The sequence below is a fragment of the Paenibacillus glacialis genome, assembly GCF_001637205.1.
Taxonomy (GTDB): domain Bacteria; phylum Bacillota; class Bacilli; order Paenibacillales; family Paenibacillaceae; genus Paenibacillus_AQ; species Paenibacillus_AQ glacialis.
Genome location: NZ_LVJH01000074.1, coordinates 1 through 18,717, shown reverse-complemented (window position 1 = coordinate 18,717; position 18,717 = coordinate 1). Strand labels below are relative to the sequence as shown.

Below are 18,717 nucleotides of genomic sequence, written 5' to 3'. Positions count from 1 at the left end.
TAAGATTCTATACATAAGTGCCCTTTAGAATGAGAATATGACATTATTTCAGGAGGGCTTACCATTGGCAACGAAAGCGATTATTAGAGCAACGAACCTTTGCAAGACGTATTCCACAGGCAGCGAACAATTCCATGCCATCAAAAATCTGGATTTAGAAGTTTATGAAGGTGATTTCACGGTTATTATGGGAAATTCAGGCTCAGGGAAGTCTACGCTGTTGTATCTTCTAAGTGGACTTGATTCCGTAACGGTTGGTGAGGTGTACTTCAAAGAAGAGCGTATCGACAGCTACAAAGAGAAGCAATTAGCTGATTTCAGGGCAAATAAAATTGGATATATTTATCAAAGTATTAATCTGGTACCTGACCTGACCTTTCGTGAGAATATCTCATTGCCTGGGTATATAGCCGGGCACTCTAAGAAGGAAGTGAAGCGAAAAGCGCTCTCACTAATGAAAGCTATGGAAATCGAGGGCCAGCAGCATCGCCTACCATCTCAGACCTCGGGTGGTCAGCAACAACGAGCGGCAATTGCTAGAGCATTAATCAATTCTCCAGATGTTATATTTGCGGATGAGCCGACAGGAAGCCTGAATTATGATCAAGGGGTGGCTGTCCTAGATATTCTTACGGATATGAATCGAAAAGGGCAATCCGTAGTCATGGTAACCCATGATATTAAAGCGGCTTGCAGAGCCGACCGGCTTATATTGATAAAAGATGGAAAAATAGCGGATGTGCTGGAGTTTGATAAGTTTGAGAATACCCATATCCAAGACAGAGAAGCGATCATATTCTCTTGCGTCTCAGGAAAGGGGTAAGGTCTTATGTATGCAGTTTACTCTCTTTGTATTGCTAATCTAAGAAAAAAGAAGGTACACAATGGACTGATTGGGTTACTTATCCTCTTATCGACATTGCTCCTAGCTACCTCGGTAACCGTTATATTGAATACTAATAATTTGTTTACCGACATGCACAATAAAACACATGGCTCTCATGAGATGTTGGAGTTAGGAGATGAGCTACATGATCCTCAAAAGGTACATCAATGGTGGAGTGAACAAACAGGGGTAACAACATCAGAATTGATTCCGTTTAAAATTTTAGCTGGAATTACCAAGCATCAGGGAGAAAAATCATCAGTAGGGCTCTCATCCAAAAGTGTATATATGATGGATACATCTCCGCGTCCTTATGCAGTGGATGAGCTTATGTTTGCAGAAGGGATTGAGAGTTCGAATCCAGATAAAGGGAATGTATGGGTTCCCTCAGCCATTGCCTATTTGTATGATATCTCAGTGGGAGATACACTTGAATTTACAGCAGGTGAGAAAAACTTCGAATTGAAAGTATCTGCTGTTATTGTGGATATCCCTTATGGTGGTCCATTTCCCACAAATGCACGTATATGGATGAATCATCAGGACTACAATGAACAACTTCATGCTATACAGGGTAAAGATAAGTATATGATGGGGCTTAGATTTGATGATTATAGTCAGAGTCCAAGGTATTGGGAGCAATTTGAGAATGACATGGGTACACCTTATCTTGATATAAAAACTAATTTTGACGAAATGTCTGCTTTTTATCTGATTATGAATAAAATAATTGGATTTATTATGATTTTTTTAGGCATCGTGATGATACTTGTGGCGTTATTTACAATTGGATTTACGATTTCAGATGATATCTTATCCAATTATAAAACGATTGGTGTGATTAAAGCATTAGGGTTATCCTCAAGGCGGTTGATAGGAGTCTATTTAGCTCAATATGTATTGCTTGCTATAGTCACGATTATTCCTGGGTTAATAGCTAGTCAATTCATATCTAACGTTATTATAGAAAGTACACTTTCGTCCCTGAAGACTGCAGCGAATCAAGTCAGTTTGGAAGGTAATCTTATTTCCTTATCTGTTGGAGTTATTGTGTTTATAGTTGTTGTATTGTGTGTGTTTTTATATGCTAATAAAGCTCGACTTGTAGAGCCTATGCAAGCCATTCGATATGGCATGTCTGAAAGTGACAATAGCACAATGACGAAACGATTCGCTGCGAAAGAAAATCATAGAAATTCTTTCGATAGAGCGCCGCTCCTTGTCGTTATTGGGTTTAGGAATATGTTGAAGAATAGGAAAGCGTCCATTCTAATGACGCTTCTAGCCAGTACCCTTTCAGCAGTGCTCGTTCTGGGATTTATTCTAATAAATAGTATCAGTTCTATGAAGGAAACATCAGCCTCGTGGGGATATGACTCATCTGACATTTCATTAAGTGTACTTAATACATCAGTGTTTGATCGAGAAGAGTTTGATAATGCGATATTATCTGACTCGAGGATTAAAAGTATAGGATGGTTGGGGGCTGTAAGTGGAATTCTCTCCTCAGAAAAGAGCTTGAATTCTGATCAATTAACGTCCCAACCCATGAATCTGAATCTACATGTTATGGATGGAAGTTATGATGAGACGGGTTATACCACATTAAGAGGGGAGAATCCCCGTTATAAAAATGAAATCTCAATTGGAATTAAGGTAGCTAAACAACTGAACAAAGATGTAGGGGATATTGTAGAAGCCTATATAGAAGGCTACAAACATAAGCTTACGATTACCGGAATATACCAATCGATTGCTAATAAGTCTCTTTCAGCAAGAATTACGGTTGATGCAGTGAAGGTGAATCGTCCTGATTATAACGATTATTTTGGAGTTTTTATTAAATTGAAAGATATTCGAGATACTGATCGTGTAGTTAATGAAATGAATGTGAAGTATAAGGACTCGGTATTAGCAGTATCGATGCAAACGTTATTGGATAGCAGTGTAAAACAAGCAGTTGCATCTTTAATTCTGCCAATGAGTATCATGGGTTTGTTATTCACTGGGGTAACAATGATTATCGTATACAGTATTAGTCGTATTAATATCAGAAAAGAAAGTAAAACCTACGGCATATATAAATCCATAGGACTGACTTCAACTAAAATCAGATGGTCTATTACGCTGGGGATCGTAGTTCTTTCTACGATCGGAGCTGTCATAGGTATGTTTGTGGGAGTGTATATTCTGCCTATGATACTAGGAAGTATTCTCACTGGTTACGGCATAGCTGAATTACCTTTGGTACTGAATTGGGAAGGGATCATTGCCTTGGCTTGTGTGACTGTGATTTCAGCAGGGCTTGGATCTTGGGCTTCCTCAAGAGTAGTAGCAACAACATCTCCACAGATACTCGTGATTGAGTAACAGGAACTTATCCAATGTCAGATTTCAATGGAAGTGCACCCTTAGATTGCTGGGGTGCACTTTTGTTTTTAGCAGGGAAACTCCCATACTTTGTACTGTAAAGGGATATCGTGCATAGATACTTCAAATATCAGTATAAATGGAATATTAGGAATCATAGAACAATATAGTAATTAATAGAGTTCAGATTCTTATCCTTGAATGATTATTTTTTAAAGACATCAATATTTGAAAGTGCTTACATCCGTGCATGGCTGTTCAACAGGAGTGCCTAAGTAAAAGAGAAACAGGAGTGAATCCTAAATGGAAAATGTGGACTTCCAGACAAAACCTACGATCGTGTTACTCGGTACGTTTGACACGAAAGGAACGGAATATGATTATATCAGAGAGCGTCTGCAGGAGAGCGGGGTCGATACCATTCTTGTTGACTCTGGAGTGTTGGGAGAAGCGCATATAACAACGGATTTCTCTCATCATGATGTTGCTGAGGCTGCGGGCACCAGCATATCGGAATTGATTGCCTCCGGTGATCGAGGAGCCTCCATCACGACAATGGCGCGAGGATCCGGAATTATTGTTCAACAATTGTATAAAGAGGGTCGAATGGATGGAATTATGGGGCTCGGGGGCTCAGGCGGTACTGCGCTCGTCACACAGGTCATGCGAGCATTGCCAATAGGTTTGCCCAAGCTGATGGTATCGACGATGGCTTCAGGCGAGACCCGTCCATATGTAGGTTCGACCGATATTACGATGATGTATTCCGTTGTGGACATTGCTGGAATCAACCGGTTGTCAGCCACAATTCTAACCAATGCAGCTGGAGCGATATCGGGAATGGTTAAGATGGCAGTACCGACGTTGACAAGTAGAAAGCCACTTATCGGTGCTACCATGTTTGGAGTTACGACGCCTTCCGTAAATGTGGCACGAGAAAGACTTGAACAACTTGGGTATGAGGTTCTGGTCTTTCATGCTACCGGTACCGGTGGTCAGTCTATGGAGTCTTTGATCAAGGATGGGTTCATCACGGCAACGCTGGATGTGACTACGACGGAATTGGCCGATGAGCTTGTTGGTGGCGTGCTTTCCGCAGGGCCAGATCGTCTACGCTCAGCAGGTGAAGCGGGTATTCCACAAGTCGTTTCGCTTGGTGCGCTTGATATGGTCAATTTCGGACCAATGGAGACGGTACCGCCGAAGTTTAAAGATAGACTGCTCTATAAACATAACGAAACGATTACTTTAATGCGTATAACGCCTGATGAGTGCGCGGAATTAGGTCGAAGCATCGCGCGTAAACTTAATGCTTCGAAGGGTCCAACTACACTTTTTATTCCACTCAAGGGGTTCTCTTTGATCGCAACAGAAGGGCAACTTTTCTATGATGTGGAAGCTGATCATGCTCTAATCGATGCATTAAAGGAACATCTTGATCAGAATGTTGTGGAAATCATTCAAGTGGATGCCGATATAAATAATCCCCAATTTGCAGAAGCCATGGCTGATCGATTACATGAGCTTTACCAAACAAAGTCCCAGCAATAGCTATTGAGATTTAGAAAATACAAAAGATGGGATCGTTAAACTAACGTTGGACGGTCATGGCTAGGAGGTCAACCGATAAAGGTGTAAAGAAGATAGACTAATTGTGTATTGATCAAGGGGGGATAGGAATCACATGGTTACTCGACAAGAATCACTTGAACGTATGCGTAATGAAATTGCAGCAGGTTGTCCCATTATCGGATCTGGTGCTGGAACCGGTCTTTCGGCGAAATGCGCTGAAGCCGGGGGTGCGGATCTTATCATTATTTATAACTCGGGTCGTTACAGAATGGCAGGGAGAGGTTCTCTTGCTGGACTTATGCCTTATGGGGATGCGAATGCGATCGTTGTAGACATGGCAAGTGAGGTTCTTCCTATTGTTGAGAAGACACCTGTGTTGGCAGGCGTATGCGGAACAGACCCTTTCCGAAGCATGTCCGTATTCTTGAAGCAAATCAAGGAAATGGGTTTCGCAGGGGTACAGAACTTCCCGACAGTGGGACTCATTGATGGTGTGTTCCGCGCCAACTTGGAGGAAACGGGCATGGGTTTCGACTTGGAAGTCGAAATGATTCGGCTAGCTCACGAAATGGATCTACTGACAGCACCGTATGTATTTGACGAAACACAGGCTATCCAAATGGCTGAAGCAGGAGCTGATATCCTCGTGCCGCATATGGGGCTTACCACCAACGGAACGATTGGAGCACAAACGGCGATTACACTGGAAGAAGCAGCCCAACGTGTACAGGCTATGCATGACGTAGCGACATCGGTAAATCCAGATATCATCGTCCTCTGTCATGGGGGTCCGATTGCTACGGCAGAGGATGCAGCCTACGTACTTAAGCATACAAGTGGCGTTGTGGGTTTCTTCGGAGCATCGAGTATGGAGCGCCTTCCGACGGAGATTGCAATGACCTCAAATATGGTCACATTCAAATCCATTATTGGAGGGAATCACACATGACAAATATTGATAAAAATACAATTCCAACACATTCTTTTGATTGGGGTCTGATTAAGTGGTTCGTAACTCCTGACCGCACGGAAGGTGCATCAGTGACGTTTGGAGAGGTTGTATTGTTGCCAGGCAAGGGTCATGATCGCCATAATCATCCGGAGTCCGAAGAGATCCTTTATGTTCTTTCCGGTGATGGTATACAGACGCTCAACGATGACGCTCCTTTTCCCGTAAAAGCAGGAGATATCATTCATATTCCTACAGCCGCTTTTCACTCGACTCACAATAATGGATGGGAGCCACTGAGATTGTTGGCCTTCTACAATCCAGGTGGAGCAGAGAAAGGGCTGACCGGGTTACCAGATTTCAAGGAGCTTTCCCCTGGTCAAATTCAAGATTATACGCGGTCATAAATGAAAGGGAATATATATCCACTTCATTATCATGATATTAAATTCATCGCGCCCTCTCAGTATTGATCCACCAAATTACGTCAAGAATGATAATGAGGTGAACCTTTATGAAGTTAATTATCATTCTGGGCAGTATTGTCGTACCCATTGCGATGTTGGTGATCCAAGAGATATGGATGAAGTGGCGGATATTTTTCAACGTCGCATCTGTGCTGTGTGCCTTTATATTTGGTGATATTGCTGCGCTAGCGATTTATGAAATAATCAAAGATAATACAGTGTTTATGACGAACATTCATGCTATTTTTTTGAATCCACTGTTTCTAATAACGGGAGCTTACCTTGGCGTGTATTTTCTTTACAGATTGATGTTGGTCGCTGTGAAAGAATTGTAATCAAAAGTGGGATACGTTATGTTGTAGCGGATATCAAATATATGATGTTCAGGAATGTGAAGGGAAAAACAGGAAAACTACAAGACAGGGAGCATCACGCTCATGTCTTTTTTGTCGTGCTCATACATATTTAGTCCCTCTTACTCAAACAATGAAAGCAGAAGTGAGAAAGGATGATCGTTATGAGTACCATATTTAGTCGTTGGTTTAGAGGTAGTCATCTTCTGAAGTTTCGCATATTGGCAGTTGGTTGTCTTGGTCTGAGCATGCTCTATAACATGAACTTAGGATATGCGGACGCTTCGAGAGTAGACGCAGATTCATCATCGCAAGGTAAACCTAAAGTGGTTGTAATCATTGATGACTTTGGTAACGGGCAAAAGGGGACGGAAGAGATGTTCCAAATGCCAGTTAAATTAACAGTCGCGATTATGCCATTCTTGCCTACAAGTCATCGCGATGCAGAGCTAGCTCATAAGCGGGGGTATGATGTGATTGTTCATATGCCGATGGAGGCAAAGACGGGTAAATCCAATTGGCTTGGCCCTGGGGCCATCACATCTGACCTTAGTGATTCGGAAGTCCGCAAGAAAGTGGAAGCTGCTATTGATGATATTCCTTATGCGATTGGGATGAATAATCATATGGGTTCCAAAATAACAGGCGACAAAAGAATTATGTCTATCGTGCTTGCGATATGTGAGGAAAGAGGATTATTTTTTGTGGATAGCAAGACTAATTATCATTCTATCGTAGGTCAACTTGCAATTCAAAAGGGCATGCCTCCTGTAACGAATCATATTTTCTTAGATGATGCGCACACGACCAGTCACATCAGCAAGCAATTACAAGAGGTAGAACTGTATGCAACTAAGAATCGATATTGTGTCACGATCGGTCATGTAAGTGCAGCAGGTAAGAAAACAGCAGAGACACTCAGAACTCGAATTCCACAAATGCAGTCGAGTGTGGAATTCGTTGGAATAAGTGATCTTGTGAGAGAAGAATGGGGTTGGAATCCTCCCCCTATGTTACCGTCAAATAACCGATAATACCTACCACGATGGCTTCTGCTATCGCGAGTTGCTTACGAGGATTACACAACATGGCCCGGTCTTCTGCATTACTTAGGAAGCCCATCTCCACAATAACAGCCGGATCTTTAACATAGTTGAGAATATAATATGGTTTACCATATACCGGCTGATGTTGGGTAGCATACAAAGGATTTAATTGCGCTTGAATCTCATTGGCAAGAAGGAAACTACGTCCTTCATTCTGGTATAGCACGAGAGCTCCTTGATTGCTGGTTCTCTTTCCCCAATTCACATGTAGGCTTACTACAACCTTCGTGGGAATGGTACGACTTAACTCCTTACGTTGTGCCAGATCACGTGTATGGCGTGAAGAATTGTTCAGCCAATGATTATCATCACTGAGCGCATAATCACCTGAACGATTCAATACAGCTTCAAAGCCTTTGCTTCTAAGGAGTAGGAATACTTTCCTGGCGATAATTAGATTGATATCTTTCTCGAGGATTTCTTGAAAAGATGTTCCACCGTCAATTCCACCATGACCAGCGTCAATGAGAAGGATTTCTTTAGGAAAGGCTGGGTGTTCTGAATCTATAGGGTCTGCGAATACAGGACTTGAATTGATGTGAGGACTGCAAAAGGATCCGAGCGCTAATATTAGGACTAGTAAATATTTCTTCCAAGGTTTCGTAATCATGAAAGCAATGTGCCTCCCTATGTCATTTATCGTTTATTGTGTTGAAGCAACTGAATGTTAGAATGTGCAAAAATCGGAAAATGATTCATACATCCGTTCAGAAGTTTAATTTTGCTGTAAATTGCGCAACCTAGATATAGAAAGACATAACTGATCTCAAATTAAAAAAGGAGATGGACGGTCATGGGAGACGAACTGAAATTAGTGAAATACATTACAGAACAAGTGGTGACATACATTGAAACACCGCGGCAGGAACGTCATACGGGGTTCAAAGAACCATGGTCTACGAAATGGTTCGGTATGATTCCGATTAGTCTGAGTTTGTGGAGAAGCAATACACGAACCTCACGTGAGGTTCAATGGGAAGATCCGAACCTGAAAGAACATGTGAATTAGAGCAAATTAGAGACATGAATGTGAGAGAACCAATCAAAGGGGCTGATCCATCAGGTCAAGTTACAGACCTAATGGATCAGCCCCATTCGTGTATCTATGGATGTTATTTTGCTACAGTAGGAAAAGCATGAAATTCACCTTTATTAAGTAAGATGGAAAAAGGGACATATCGGTGTCCAGTGAGGCCCGTACCAGCGTAAACCATTGGATGTGTTTCCCCTTGACTTGAATTCCACTTCTGAAAACCAGATATTGCAAAAGGTCCCCCAACATCATCATTGCGATTCGGTGAAGTGAAGATTAAGGAATGATGTTTATTGATGTAGGACTCAAAATCTAAATCTGAAAACACAGATAATGGTGTTGTTGTGATCCACATGAGATTATCTAAGGGGTCTTTCTGGCCTTTGCGTGATACAACTTGTGAGGAAGTGAAAGAGTCATCCTTTGAAGAAAAGCGGGCATCAGTAAGTTCAGTGGTCTGTTGATTGAGTTTCTTTAAGTGGGACTCGTCCCAAGGGAGAACATCCATCGTTAGCGCATTGAGATACAAGGTCTCCTGATGACCAAATGATACTTTCCATAAGGGCAGGAGAGGTGCATATAGAGGTTCTATATTCGTGGGATGCGCATGTTTAGAAGAAGATGTAGAGATCATGTCTAACTCTGCCAAGGTCTGGTGCAGAGCCATTAAATCATAGGGTACGGAGGGGGAAGTCCCATATTCGCTAAGTATATATTCTTGTGTGTTTGTGTTTTTTGCTGTAAAAATAAGATAGCCAAGCTCCTTCTGATCCTGAGATACCATTACGAGCCAGCTATGCGTCCCAGGACCGAGCGGGAAATATTGAAGCTCAGAGTGGGTCCAAGAACTAAATACTTTTTGTTCGGAGAGCTGTTTCACAACAGCCTCAGAAAAAGTCTTTAAGGAGGAAGGAGCAGGGCTTATACTCTTATCCATCGTAAGAGCCCAATCCTCGGATCGATTATCATTCATTAGAACAGCTGTTGTAACACCCTCAGCGGATACAGGAGACGATGTATGAACTGCTGGCATTAATAAATGTAAACTGATTAGGACAACTAATAACTTGGATGCTGAAGGCAAGGATTTCATACAATCCACCTTTCTGTATTGTGAACTTATCCCAGTGTAACGGACAAGCATTGAAAAGGGTGTTACAAACTGTCATGAGGACCAACTTATATGAAGGTCTTTTTTTGCACTCTTTTAGCGATGAAGGTCATACTACCTCTATTGGATTGGTCTCAGGTGAAATAGACCGCAGGTTATGGCGGACACATTCACTTTAGGCTCATATTGCCATGTCATTTCACTGCGTCTACGATTGTATTGTTCACGAATAAGGTCGTTCTTCTCTTCTTCTGGCTCATTCATCATGTTCTCATAATAGGCATCGATGATCGCAAGCTCGTCTTTCAAACGCTCCTGTGCCTGATCTGCCCATTTGTAGTCAATATGGCTGAGCATAGACGTTAGATGTGATTGTAAGAGATCAGCAGCTATTCTTATTGATAATTCTGCTGGGTTAATATGGACATTCTCTGGAAGTCTAGGACTCAATGTTTTCCCGACCAATAATTCACGAAAGTCATCTGTAATATGACCACTCAATAATGAAATTCCCATGAAATGAAGTTGTTCTTTCTTCACATCGCAGGTCATTTCTACTTTGAAGCAGACGGAAAGCCAAGGTTCATAGGCGGCTGAGAATAAAGCTCGGCGCTGTAAGTCTCCAGGCTGCTCAAATAAATAGACATAGGACCCCTCTTGGCGAGCAACGTCCCAGATTTGTTGGAGTCTCCGACTGCCATAATTCACATCTTCACGTTGAATACGTCCCGGACCTATGCGAGGAACCACAGGTGCCACCCCGAAATACCGTGACAGAATGCCGTCCTGAGGAGCTCCATTTGGAGCAGGGGCAGCCGGAACATCTTGAACCGTGTAACGTTCAGGATCAAATACAAAGGTATAGGAGAGGGTCTCAGGATCGACACCCGTTCGTTCGACAAATCCCCAATAATAGGGACGATTCGTTAACTGCTTATCTGCTTGTGGTGAAAGCTTCACGGTAACATGAAAGGGAGATTTCTCGATAACTTGACAGTCGGTGACCTCCAAATAAGTCATGACATGTTGTTGTACTTGATCTGCGGACATATTCATATCATGCTTCTTCCTCTCTAACGACTTCATCTTCTACTTGTCTCATTACTTCATCTAATGATTGTCCAAGTGAGTTAACTTTCTGACGAATTTCCTCATCCGACTGTGACTCTAATACGATTTTATATAAACTTTTTTCGAAGGATTCTTTTTTTTCGAAACGTTCTAATATGACATCCAAGCCGCCAATGACCATCTCGAACATATTTATTTTTTCATGTAGCAGATTCAGAATATGTTCTTCAATCGTTCCTATGGTGGATAAATTGTATATCTTCACATCATTCTTTTGGCCCAAACGATGGATTCTTCCAATTCGTTGTTCTACACGCATGGGGTTCCATGGTAGGTCGAAGTTGATCATGTTATGGCAGAATTGAAGATTAATACCCTCGCCGCCTGCTTCCGTAGCAATCATGACTTGCATGCGACCACGAAACAAATCCATCATCCAATCTTTCTTGCCTCGATTCATCCCTCCACGATAGGGTACGCAAGAGATGTCATTTGCACGGAAGTACTGTAATAAATATTCTTGTGTGGCACGGTATTCTGTAAATACGATGACTTTTTCATTCATTTCACGAATGAGTTCAATCGTTTTCTCAGCTTTGGTATTGGCATTGATTTCTTTGATCATATAGACAAGGTCCCAAATCTTCGCCCGTTGAGGAGAATCCTCAGCCATTTTCTTCGTCAGATTGACCAACGTCACGAATACAGCGTCACGGCTACTACAGACTTCGCGTTGAAGGGTTACCAACGATAGCATACTGCTAAGATTGCCTCCGGCTGCGTGATACTGATCTTTGACATAAGAGGTTACACCGTCGTATAGCGCTTGTTCTTCAGGAGATAGTTGCAGATTTACATTACGAACCGTTCTTTTTGTAAAAATGGTAGGTCCTTCGCCACGACGATTTCGGATCATAACCTTCGATAGTTCGTCCTTTAATTGCCCTTCATTCTTAGCTATACGTTTATCTACTACAAAGTTTGAGGAGAATTCCCCTTGCTTACCGAGCTGTCCAGGCTTAAGTAGCGTAATTAGATTGAATAGTTCACCAAGATCATTCTGCACGGGTGTTGCAGTGAGAAGCAGGCAATATTTCTTGCGAAGCTTCTGAATGAACTGATAATTTGATGTTTTCTTGTTTTTTAGTTTATGTGCCTCATCAATAATGAGCATGTCGTATTCTTGGTCCAACAAAATTTCCTTATGAGGATCTCTCTTCGCTGTATCTATCGATGCAACAACGATATCTGAACTCCATGAGTAGGCTTTTTTCTGAGCAACGGCTGAAATACCGAATTTACTATTTAGCTCACGAACCCACTGAAGAACCAAAGACGCAGGAACGAGAATAAGTACTTTAGAGACAAGTCCTCGAATGATATATTCTTTAAGAATGAGTCCAGCTTCAATCGTCTTACCAAGACCCACCTCATCTGCCAAAATAGCTCTTCCAGACATCTCAAATAGAACTTTGCGAGCGGTATCTATTTGATGAGGAAGCGGGGTTAGATCCTGAATATATTTTACACACTGTAATTCATCAAAACTTGTAACCAAACGAGATTCTTCCCCTTGTACGGCCAGTTGGAACAATCGCCAATCTCCCCAAGGGCCCCCTTTATCAAGGCGACTCTCTAAGTTTTCAAGCCAGCTCTGGTCTATGACTAGTGGAACAGGTAGGCTTTGCGTTGTTGTCATATGTTCACTGAATGGAGTATCCAAGGTTCAGCCCTCCTTTTAGAATCGTGTAAACAATAGTATGCACGTAAGTAGCAGAGTTCATAACTATAGAAGCCATTGGATTGTCACTTTTAGATGTATATGAGTGATTTTCAGATTTTTTTCAAAGTCGGGGGTTGAAAGAAAGAGATTATTGGAGATAAATAAAGGTTGTCTAACAAGGAAGAGCTTTCTTGCCTTAAATTTCACGGAAGCGACATGGAATTACAAGATACAGTGTAGTATACTTTCGTAAGCACAATATATAGGGTATTTCGGTTTTTAGGAAATGGGTTTTAAATTCTTGAAGTAGTATACTAGGAGGGTGTTTTTTTGAGTGATTTGCAACGTACAAGCCGATTAGTTGGTTTAAGTGAAAAAATATTTCTGGATAGATATGCTTGGAAAGATGCGGATAGTAATCATGCCAAGGTTGGCGATGTAGTCCTCGTTCTAACGAAGGACGATCCTAAGTTCCCTACGAAAGAGGTAGGGGAAATAGTCAAACGTGAGGGTAGAATTGTAACAGTTATGACACGTAGTGGGGAGCTTGTTGAATCTGATATTGAGCGACTTACATTAAATATTGAGAAAACCCCTGAGGAGATGTGGGACCGTTTAGCAAAAGCGATGTCCTCCGTAGAAGCTACTCCTGAACTTCAATCTGAATGGCAAGACAAATTCCGTTATTTATTGGATGATTGGAAGCTTGTTCCCGGGGGGCGGATCGCTGCTGGTGCTGGTGCGAGTGAAGAACTGACCTTATTTAATTGTTATGTTATTCCTTCACCTAAAGATAGCCGTGGTGGCATTATGAACACATTGACCGAAATGACGGAGATTATGGCGCGTGGTGGTGGCGTTGGGATTAACTTATCATCTCTTCGTCCGCATAGATCGATTGTCAAGGGAGTCAATGGATCTTCAAGTGGTGCGGTGTCGTGGGGTGGATTATTCAGCTATACAACAGGTCTAATCGAACAAGGCGGCAGCCGACGTGGTGCTCTAATGTTGATGATCAACGATTGGCACCCCGATGTGCTTGATTTCATTACAGTGAAGCAGACCATGGGACAAGTGACGAATGCTAATCTTTCGGTGTGTATAAGTAACGGGTTCATGAAGGCTGTTAAGGAAGATTTAGATTGGGAATTGGTATTCCCAGATACAACAGATCCTGAGTACGATGAGTTATGGGATGGCGATCTAGAGAAATGGAAGCAGTCTGGGCACGCGGTGATTCCTTATCGCACAGTAAAAGCACGTGAAATTTGGAATACGATTATTGAGGCAGCTTGGAAATCCGCTGAACCTGGTATTGTCTTCATGGAACATTACAATGATATGTCTAACAGCTGGTATTTCAACCCGATCATTTGTACGAACCCTTGTGGGGAACAAGGTTTACCAGCTTGGGGTGTATGTAATTTATCGGCGATTAATTTATCGAAGTTCTATGATGAAGAGAATCATGATGTGAATTGGGATGATCTAGCTACAACGACTCACTATTCGGTACGATTCTTGGATAATGTCATTAGTAAGACACCTTATCACTTTGAAGAGAATGAGAAGAACCAGAAGAACGAACGTCGTGTAGGTCTCGGCACAATGGGGCTTGCGGAGCTAATGATTAAGTTGAACATCCGTTATGGTAGTCCAGAGTCATTAGAATTTCTAGATAAAATATATGCTTTTATTGCACGTGAATCTTATTTGGCATCAGCAGATATCGCCAGTGAGAAAGGTTCCTTCCCAGCATTCGATGCTGAGAAATACTTGCAGAGTGGATTTATGCGGAACATGACAGATGAGTTCCCAGAAGTGGGAGAAGCTATTAAAGATAAGGGAATGCGTAACGTTACTGTAATTACCCAAGCGCCTACAGGTAGTACGGGTACGATGGTTGGGACTTCGACAGGAATTGAACCTTACTTTGCGTTCAAATACTTCCGTCAAAGTCGTCTAGGGTATGATGAACAATTCGTACCGATTGCTCAGGAATGGCTAGAAGCACACCCTGGTCAGCCATTGCCAGATTACTTCGTGACTGCGATGGATCTGTCTGCGAAAGATCATATTCGTGTACAAGCAGCGATTCAACGTTGGGTAGATAGCTCCATTTCGAAGACAGCGAATTGTCCTTCTGACTTTACAGTAGAAGAAACAGCAGAGCTCTATGAAATGGCATTCGATCTTGGTTGTAAAGGCGTAACGATCTACCGTGATGGTAGTCGTGATGTACAAGTATTGAATACAGGTAAGAAGGAAGAAGCTGAAGATGTTGCGGCACTAGAAGAGGAAGTAGAACAACAAGTAGCCGATCATTTCGCAGGTGATGAAGCAGCTCTAGAATCGCTAAGTGGTAACCTTACCGTTGTTGAACCACAAGGTAGCAAAGTCGTAGACAAACAGTATAAGAGTCGTCCACAAGTTCTACGCGGCGCAACGTACAAGATCAATACCCCATTCGGAATGGCGTATATTACCATAAATGATCTTGATGGGATTCCTAGTGAAATCTTCCTGAATGTAGGGAAGGCTGGTTCCGATGTATTCGCTATGGCAGAGGCCTTGGGTCGCGTATGTTCTCTGTTCCTTCGTTATGGAGACCACGGTCATAAGGTTGAACTTTTAATTAAGCATCTCAAAGGTATCGGTGGCTCCGGCGCGATTGGCTTCGGCGTAAATCGTGTAGAATCCATTGCAGATGCAGTAGCGAAAGCTCTAGAATCCCATGTGCAAAGTGGATTTGGTAGAGACCATGACCACGATCCAGCACCTGTTGCTGCGACGCGTGAGACAGAAGCTATCGTGAGTCAAGGCATTGGCAATAATGGTCATAAACATGTTTCTAAAGAAACGTCTCGTGACCTGTGTCCAGGGTGTGGTACAGCTTCATTGATTAACATCGAAGGATGTAAGACGTGTAGTAATTGTGGGTATAGTAAGTGTTCGTAAGTACCGGTGCGGTGGAACGCGAAAGCTGCTTGTGATGGATCGTGAAAGCTGCGAAAAAATCTACAAAAGTTGCGAAAAGTGGATCACATAAATTGAGAAAAGCTAACCTCATACATTTTATTGTATAAAAATACACTAATGAATAATTATTCATAAATTACGATAAAAATACGAGTGGTTGAGCCTACGGATCTAATGTTCTATAGGTGTAATTGTTTCAAGACTTAAAGGTCCGATGGCATATAGCTAAGGAAGCCTATATCGTTTCTAAAATCAATATAATCTCCATTAAGATTCAATTACTGATATAAAGAGCCGTTTTTAGGAAATACATAAAGGACCTTGTCGGTGTTAGTGCGAGCAAGGTCTTTTATGTTATTGCATACATTAGATCGGATGCATTATTAAGATCACGGGACACAATTTTTGAGGAGCATGCTTTGTCATGTCTCTTTTTTTGTTGTTAGAGTAATGGGCAGTTAAGTGGAGTAAGTAGGTCATAAACGTTCTGGGGAAATAAAGTGTTAATCCGAAAGATAAAGTTGTAGACTGACTATGCTTCATTAAACTAACTGGCAGGATAGTTCCAATATATGTTATTATAAGGTAAGGAATTTGAACAGGGGGTGATAATGTTGGGGGAAATAAAGCATCTAGTTAAGAGTCCATCAAGTATTAGAACCATTATAATCATGATATGTATTATATCGAATCATTCTATTCTTTTATTGAGATTATCGGACCATAGGGGGATAAGATACCCTTCGTTAATACCGGTTCTTATGTGTTTATTTGTACTGTTATTCGCATTGTACAGAACATTTTATAAGAAACCAACCGAGTTATGCCTATCCAATGAGCAAATCATATTAAATGGGAATATAATTAATTCAAGGGATATTAAAGTGATCATGACTCAGGGGTACTTTAAACCACTCATTGGGATATTACCTTACAGGAGGAAGATCGTCCCATTGAATATGGCATTTAGGTATTCAAAGGATGAAGATAAAGGTATCTTGGATTTAAAGAGTTGGGCAGAAATGAACAATGTAAAGATGGTCAATAAATCGTTTCAAAGGTGGATATAAGTGTATTCAAAATCACTATTCGGTACGGTCATTATCTTATTCAGAGGATAAGCTTAACCAGTATGACATGCTTGTTCGTTACGCTAACGGGACACGATAGCTAAATAAAATAGCGGCAGTCTAAGACTTTATTTTCCCGTGACTGTGGGTCACGGTTCCATCCGCCACCGAACGGCATGCATCCCATAATCACTCGGCTTGCAGCGATACCGCGTTGTTGTAAAGGTATGATCTTCATAAGTTGTGTAGCCTCCTGTGCATGTGAGAAATATGACGATATTCACATCCATTATACACAAGTTGGATGCCATCTCACTAATTTTTTACATGCTCGGGATCATCCTTCGGGGATTTCCCGCCTGAACACCTCGTTAACACGAGAAAAACCCTAGCACGCTATGGCACTAGGGCGATCCATTTGCTTGATATCTGCTACTCTATCGTTATCCGCAGAGATACATTTTTGCCGCCATAGGTAAACGTGATGACGGCCTTGCCTTTGCTCACCGCCGTAATCGTGCCCTGATTGGCGGTCGCCTTACCATTCGACTTGGACTTTGCGAGCGACGTTACATCGGTGCTGTTCCCATTGCTGAACACAACCAGTACTTGATAAGTCGTCGTTTGATTTAGACCAAGCTTTGATTGGGATGCCGTGACCGTTAGCCTCTGCAGCTTAGGCGTGACCTGAACCGGGATTTCAAATGTGCGGTCACCGTAACTGCCGACGATATTCGTCGTACCTTCGGTCAGTCCCTTTACCCTTTCTCCTGTGGCTTTGGCGATTTGCACGTTTCCAGATGACCATGTCACCTTGCTTGCAAACGATACCTTTTTACCGCTGGAATAGGTGCCGATCACTTTGATGGTCTTAGAGGAACCGGCTTCCATCACGAGAGAGGCAGGCTGCACTTCGATGCTCACCAAACTCTCCTGTATGGTGACTGGAAGTGACACGCCTTTTCCTCCATAATACAGTTTTACGCTGGCCCGCCCCTGTGACTGCCCCGTCGCCGTTACTGTGCGGTTGCTCTCTTGAATGCCCTTGCCGTCTACTTTCGCCGTCACCTGGGAGGAGACATCTACCGTGCGCCCACCTTCATAAATTGCTTGAACGGAATATGTGGCCGACTTGCCGGGCGTCAGAACCAGCTTCGCAGGGGTTACGGTTAGTTTCAAAATCTTCGGCGTAATTTGCACGGGAAATTCGAACTTTTTCTCGCCCATAACGCCTGTAACGATCGTACTGCCTTCCGCTATTCCCTTTATCGTCGTGCCGCTAACCTTCGCAACTTGATCATTCCTAGAACTCCACTTTATTTTCGTTGTGAGCGATACTTTTTTTCCACTTGCGTAATAACCTGTTACTTTAATCGGCTTAGAGGAACCTGCACTTAACGTGACGGAAGATGGCTCCGTTTCATATCTCACGAAATCCTCTTGGATCTGAACGGGAACGGTAACCGTCTGATTATTGTATGAACCTTTCAGCTTTGCTGTGGCTCCATATTTGCCGCTCACCTTGTCGCCGTTGATAATCAACGTATCCGAACTGGACTGCCACGTGATGGATCCAGTCACGTCCTCGATTTTGCCGTCCTTATATAAGGCGTTTACTTTCGGAAGATTGGTTTCCTGTCCAATGACGAGAGATAACGACTGGGGCGCAGCTATCAATTTAAATGAAGCCGCCGCAACATTGCTCTTGGCTTGTGTGCTTGCCGGCCATGATATGGCAAGGATCAGCATAGAACATACAACTAACACTCCAAAACGAAATTGGCCTTTTCCTGATTCAAATACTAACTTCATAAGTTTCTCCTCTCGCAACTGCCTGGTTATATCATTTTCGATGCCTTATTCGGACAGGCTACTTCTTATATCGGCTGTTCATGAGAAAAATTGTTGCTTTTAAATAATCAACCCGTAGCAGCAAAGTGACAGCATAATTGAAATAAGATTAAACATAACCCCACCATTACGCTAACGGGCAGGCTAGCGTAAACAAAATGATCAAAAGTATTAAC

Annotated in this window: 15 protein-coding genes; 9 read left to right on the top strand and 6 right to left on the bottom strand. The window is 42.3% G+C overall.

Translation table 11 applies throughout. From position 1 onward, the window contains the following. Positions 1 to 64 precede the first annotated feature (64 nt). The 7 genes from PGLA_RS25410 (at position 65) to PGLA_RS25380 (ending at position 7,631) form a co-directional block, all read left to right on the top strand. Positions 65 to 823: an ABC transporter ATP-binding protein gene (locus PGLA_RS25410; protein WP_211269628.1), complete on the top strand. Its 759-nt coding sequence runs from the start codon at positions 65 to 67 to the stop codon at positions 821 to 823. A 6-nt stretch (positions 824 to 829) separates the two neighbouring features. Then, positions 830 to 3,256 carry an ABC transporter permease gene (locus PGLA_RS25405; RefSeq protein WP_068538006.1) on the top strand — a complete coding sequence of 809 codons (2,427 nt, stop codon included), beginning with the start codon at positions 830 to 832 and terminating at the stop codon, positions 3,254 to 3,256. Between the two features lie 303 nt (positions 3,257 to 3,559). After that, the gene (locus PGLA_RS25400) at positions 3,560 to 4,807 is read left to right on the top strand and encodes a Tm-1-like ATP-binding domain-containing protein (protein WP_068538005.1); all 1,248 of its coding nucleotides are present in this window, start codon (positions 3,560 to 3,562) and stop codon (positions 4,805 to 4,807) included. Positions 4,808 to 4,940: 133 nt separating this feature from the next. Then, positions 4,941 to 5,777, top strand: coding sequence for a phosphoenolpyruvate hydrolase family protein (locus PGLA_RS25395; RefSeq protein WP_068538004.1), 837 nt, complete (start codon positions 4,941 to 4,943; stop codon positions 5,775 to 5,777). Continuing rightward, positions 5,774 to 6,184, top strand: coding sequence for a cupin domain-containing protein (locus PGLA_RS25390; protein ID WP_068538003.1), 411 nt, complete (start codon positions 5,774 to 5,776; stop codon positions 6,182 to 6,184). Before PGLA_RS25395 ends, PGLA_RS25390 begins: the two co-directional genes overlap by 4 nt. A 107-nt stretch (positions 6,185 to 6,291) precedes the next feature. Beyond that, positions 6,292 to 6,579 carry a transposase gene (locus PGLA_RS25385; RefSeq protein ID WP_068538002.1) on the top strand — a complete coding sequence of 96 codons (288 nt, stop codon included), beginning with the start codon at positions 6,292 to 6,294 and terminating at the stop codon, positions 6,577 to 6,579. Positions 6,580 to 6,761: 182 nt separating this feature from the next. After that, entirely contained in the window at positions 6,762 to 7,631 is an 870-nt protein-coding gene (locus PGLA_RS25380) for a divergent polysaccharide deacetylase family protein (RefSeq protein WP_068538001.1), read from the top strand. On the opposite strand, the gene PGLA_RS25375 is transcribed toward PGLA_RS25380, so the two are convergent. Further along, complete coding sequence (locus PGLA_RS25375; protein ID WP_068538000.1) at positions 7,606 to 8,313, bottom strand: N-acetylmuramoyl-L-alanine amidase; 708 nt, start codon at positions 8,311 to 8,313, stop codon at positions 7,606 to 7,608. The two genes, PGLA_RS25380 and PGLA_RS25375, sit on opposite strands and share 26 nt — an antisense overlap. A 183-nt stretch (positions 8,314 to 8,496) precedes the next feature. Between PGLA_RS25375 and PGLA_RS25370 the strand changes: the two genes are divergently transcribed. Beyond that, positions 8,497 to 8,712: a YqzE family protein gene (locus PGLA_RS25370; protein WP_068537999.1), complete on the top strand. Its 216-nt coding sequence runs from the start codon at positions 8,497 to 8,499 to the stop codon at positions 8,710 to 8,712. Between the two features lie 103 nt (positions 8,713 to 8,815). On the opposite strand, the gene PGLA_RS25365 is transcribed toward PGLA_RS25370, so the two are convergent. The 3 genes from PGLA_RS25365 to PGLA_RS25355 all read right to left on the bottom strand — a co-directional run bounded on the left by PGLA_RS25365 (position 8,816) and on the right by PGLA_RS25355 (position 12,617). After that, positions 8,816 to 9,829 carry a hypothetical protein gene (locus PGLA_RS25365; protein ID WP_068537998.1) on the bottom strand — a complete coding sequence of 338 codons (1,014 nt, stop codon included), beginning with the start codon at positions 9,827 to 9,829 and terminating at the stop codon, positions 8,816 to 8,818. Between the two features lie 138 nt (positions 9,830 to 9,967). After that, a complete protein-coding gene (locus PGLA_RS25360) occupies positions 9,968 to 10,903 on the bottom strand; it encodes a YqhG family protein (protein WP_068537997.1) in 936 nt (311 codons plus the stop codon). A gap of 1 nt (position 10,904) precedes the next feature. Beyond that, the gene (locus PGLA_RS25355) at positions 10,905 to 12,617 is read right to left on the bottom strand and encodes a DEAD/DEAH box helicase (RefSeq protein WP_068538179.1); all 1,713 of its coding nucleotides are present in this window, start codon (positions 12,615 to 12,617) and stop codon (positions 10,905 to 10,907) included. A gap of 354 nt (positions 12,618 to 12,971) precedes the next feature. On the opposite strand from PGLA_RS25355, the gene PGLA_RS25350 reads away from it, so the two are divergent. Further along, positions 12,972 to 15,599 carry an adenosylcobalamin-dependent ribonucleoside-diphosphate reductase gene (locus PGLA_RS25350; RefSeq protein ID WP_068537996.1) on the top strand — a complete coding sequence of 876 codons (2,628 nt, stop codon included), beginning with the start codon at positions 12,972 to 12,974 and terminating at the stop codon, positions 15,597 to 15,599. Between the two features lie 1,240 nt (positions 15,600 to 16,839). Here the strand turns inward: PGLA_RS25350 and PGLA_RS28690 are convergent. Together PGLA_RS28690 and PGLA_RS25340 are read right to left on the bottom strand one after the other, a co-directional pair. Then, positions 16,840 to 17,001, bottom strand: coding sequence for a hypothetical protein (locus PGLA_RS28690; protein ID WP_211269627.1), 162 nt, complete (start codon positions 16,999 to 17,001; stop codon positions 16,840 to 16,842). 121 nt (positions 17,002 to 17,122) lie between these two features. After that, positions 17,123 to 18,502: an Ig-like domain-containing protein gene (locus PGLA_RS25340; RefSeq protein ID WP_068537994.1), complete on the bottom strand. Its 1,380-nt coding sequence runs from the start codon at positions 18,500 to 18,502 to the stop codon at positions 17,123 to 17,125. Positions 18,503 to 18,717 lie beyond the last annotated feature (215 nt).